The organism is Actinoplanes sp. NPDC004185, from assembly GCF_053603475.1.
Window position 1 is genome coordinate 1 of the sequence record NZ_JBSGFR010000115.1, and the last position, 2,577, is coordinate 2,577.

Here is a 2,577-nt window from a genome sequence, read left to right on the forward strand (position 1 = left end):
GGGTGTCTTATAACGCAACTCAGTTTATAATATTCTCTTTGAAATGGTAAAAACTATAGGACAACTTCCAAATTGGAGAAAATGGTCGCGTCCGAGTACGAAGGCCGCATTGCGGCCACGACGAGTGTCCTGGCGACCGGATGGGTGACGCAGGCGCGCGCCGAGGATTGGGCGTCTGGTCTGCTCGGCCAGCTCACGCCCGCGCAGCGCGTGGTCCTGGCGAAGGGGCTGGCCGGCGAGCTGCGCCGGCGTCACTCGCGACGCATCGCCGAGGCCCGCAATCCGGACGGTAGCCGCTTCGCGCCGCGCAAGCCGCAGGCCCGGCGCAAGAAGGGGCGCATCCGGCGCGCGATGTTCGCGAAGCTGCGCACCGCCCGCTTCCTCAAAACCGCCGCGACGGCAGACGCTTCCGTGCCGCATTTCACGCGCCAGGTCGAGCGCATCGCACGCGTTCACCAGGAGGGCCTGCGCGATCGGGGCGAACGCAACCGTGGTCCAGTCGTGCGGTATCCGGTACGCGAGCTGCTCGGCCTAGGAGATGCCGATGTCGACAGGATCGCCGATGTCGTCCTCGACTTTCTGGCGCAGTAGTGCGACGCACGCCGGTTTTCTTTGCACGGCCTGTCATTCGAAAGCTCCCCGGCCGCCACCACGAACACTCCACGGAAGGAGACCGATATGGCACCCATTGGATTCCATAAAATCAACAGCCACTGAACTGTAGATTCAAAGACGTGAAACCGAACAATGCGCCCAATTATTTTAGAGGTTTATTGAAATCCAATTTCCACCTCAACACATCAAATCAAACAAACAAACAACGAAATAATCACAAATAAAATCGATTATTTACATTTATCAGACCCGCAAACATGACAGGTAGAATTCCTCAAACCCCCATCTATTATTAGTTAGCTGAGTTCATTCGAACCCGGCGACACCGAAAAACGGGGTCATATTTTTATAGAGCGATTAGGAGAGAAAAAATGGGCGTCTATATTATTGAATACTCTCAAGATCCGAACTATGTGATTGGGGTCACGGATCAATCACAGGACAACCCTGTCGTCCTTAGAAGCAAAAACGGGTTGGCACCTCGCTATGGCTTTTGGGATGTCAACTTCGACACCGGCATCGTCTCGCTGAATTCGAGTGGCGGAGTGCTCGCGATAGGTGCAGACCGGATCGCACCTGAATCCCTCCTGAAGCTCAAGCCCAGCGCCAGCGCAATCCAATGGGATTTCTTCTCGAAACCCGGATACATCGTACCTAGGTCCGATGAATCGTTGTGCCTCGACGACAAGGGTCGCGTCGTCAAGGATGGAAACCCGATCTGGCTCTTCCCGATCAATGGCTCACCTGCCCAGCAGTGGCGTTTGGTCCCGCTGAACAACCTCAAGTCCTTCGAATAAAACGCAAATCAGAGTCGGCTCCCACCAAGGAACCATCTGCCTTCGAGGCTCACGCGCCGCTTGAGCCGGACCACGTCAATACTGAAGCCCGCTGATCGAAGGCCAGCGGGCTTTTTCGTTGTGGGCTGTCCTGACACAACTGAATACACGTGCCCGTCTCCCGCGCGCGCGGCATCCTTGCCGCATGGATGATTTTGCTGACCTGAACCGCCGCATCGAGAGCCTGCTTCGCGAAGGCACCGTGATCGAAGTCGATCACGATGGCCGCCGCGTACGCATGGAATCCGGCGGCCTGCAAACTGACTGGATTCGCTGGCTCGCGCAGCGCACCGGCGACAGCGCCACGTGGGACCCGCCGTCCGTGGGCGAGCCTGGGCTGCTGTTCTTCCCGTCCGGCGCGCCGACGACTGGGCTCTTCCTCCCCGGTGTCTATTGCGACGGCCACGATGCGCCCAGCTCGAGCCCGACGCAGCACGTCCGCGTCTACAAGGACAAAGCGCGCATCTCGTATGACTTCGCATCGCACGCGCTCACGGCCGAGCTGCCGGCGGGAGCGACTGTGCACGTCATCGCGCCGGTCAGCGTCACGGTCGAAACCAACACCGCGACCGTCAAGGCGAAATCTGTCACGCTCGACGCCGACGATACGACGGTCACGGGCTCGCTGCTCGTGAAAGGACCGCTCACGTTCGAATCTGGCGCGACCGGGAAGAACGGGGGTAGCGCGGGCGGTGGCGGCTCCGTGATCGAAATTGAGGGCAGCGCTCACTTCACCGGCACCGTGACCGCTGACGTCGATGTGAAGTCGCGCAACGTCAGCCTCGTGGGACATACCCATCAGGCACAGGGCGAATTCGCCACGACCTCGAAACCGATCGCAGGTGGCGCATGATCGGCATGCCCTCATCGGCGAAAGCGGTGGGTACTTCTTCGGTAACGCATCGGAGGCGGGGTTCTACCTCCCGTCGAACGGCGCGGTGTTTGCCCTCAACTTCACGAGGAAAAACCTACACGTCAATGGCAAAGACGTATGGCATGCGGGCATCTCGTTCGTGAACGACGATACCCCGGACACGGGCTTCTACCACATCGCAGACGGTGTGTTTGCCGTCACGAACAATGGGCGGGAAACCCTGCGATTTCTGGCCGGCTCCCCATCCAATCG

4 protein-coding genes are annotated in these 2,577 nt (G+C 59.0%); all 4 read left to right on the forward strand.

Annotation, left to right across the window (positions count from 1 at the left end):
* Positions 1-81: 81 nt before the first annotated feature.
* Positions 82-591: a phage virion morphogenesis protein gene (locus ACWEOZ_RS44165; RefSeq protein WP_105818908.1), complete on the forward strand. Its 510-nt coding sequence runs from the start codon at positions 82-84 to the stop codon at positions 589-591.
* A 395-nt stretch (positions 592-986) separates the two neighbouring features.
* Positions 987-1,412: an RICIN domain-containing protein gene (locus ACWEOZ_RS44170; RefSeq protein ID WP_105818909.1), complete on the forward strand. Its 426-nt coding sequence runs from the start codon at positions 987-989 to the stop codon at positions 1,410-1,412.
* Positions 1,413-1,596: 184 nt separating this feature from the next.
* Entirely contained in the window at positions 1,597-2,304 is a 708-nt protein-coding gene (locus tag ACWEOZ_RS44175; RefSeq protein ID WP_105818910.1) for a phage baseplate assembly protein V, read from the forward strand.
* Positions 2,294-2,577, forward strand: a 284-nt coding sequence (locus tag ACWEOZ_RS44180) for a hypothetical protein (RefSeq protein ID WP_451916653.1), incomplete at its 3' end; no start/stop codon positions are given. The genes ACWEOZ_RS44175 and ACWEOZ_RS44180, both read left to right, overlap by 11 nt.

What these genes read in the sequence shown, in the direction of transcription:
- ACWEOZ_RS44165 (WP_105818908.1), top strand. Translation starts at nt 82, where the DNA reads ATGGTCGCGTCCGAGTACGAAGGCCGCATTGCGGCCACGACGAGTGTC.
- ACWEOZ_RS44170 (WP_105818909.1), top strand. Translation starts at nt 987, where the DNA reads ATGGGCGTCTATATTATTGAATACTCTCAAGATCCGAACTATGTGATT.
- ACWEOZ_RS44175 (WP_105818910.1), top strand. Translation starts at nt 1,597, where the DNA reads ATGGATGATTTTGCTGACCTGAACCGCCGCATCGAGAGCCTGCTTCGC.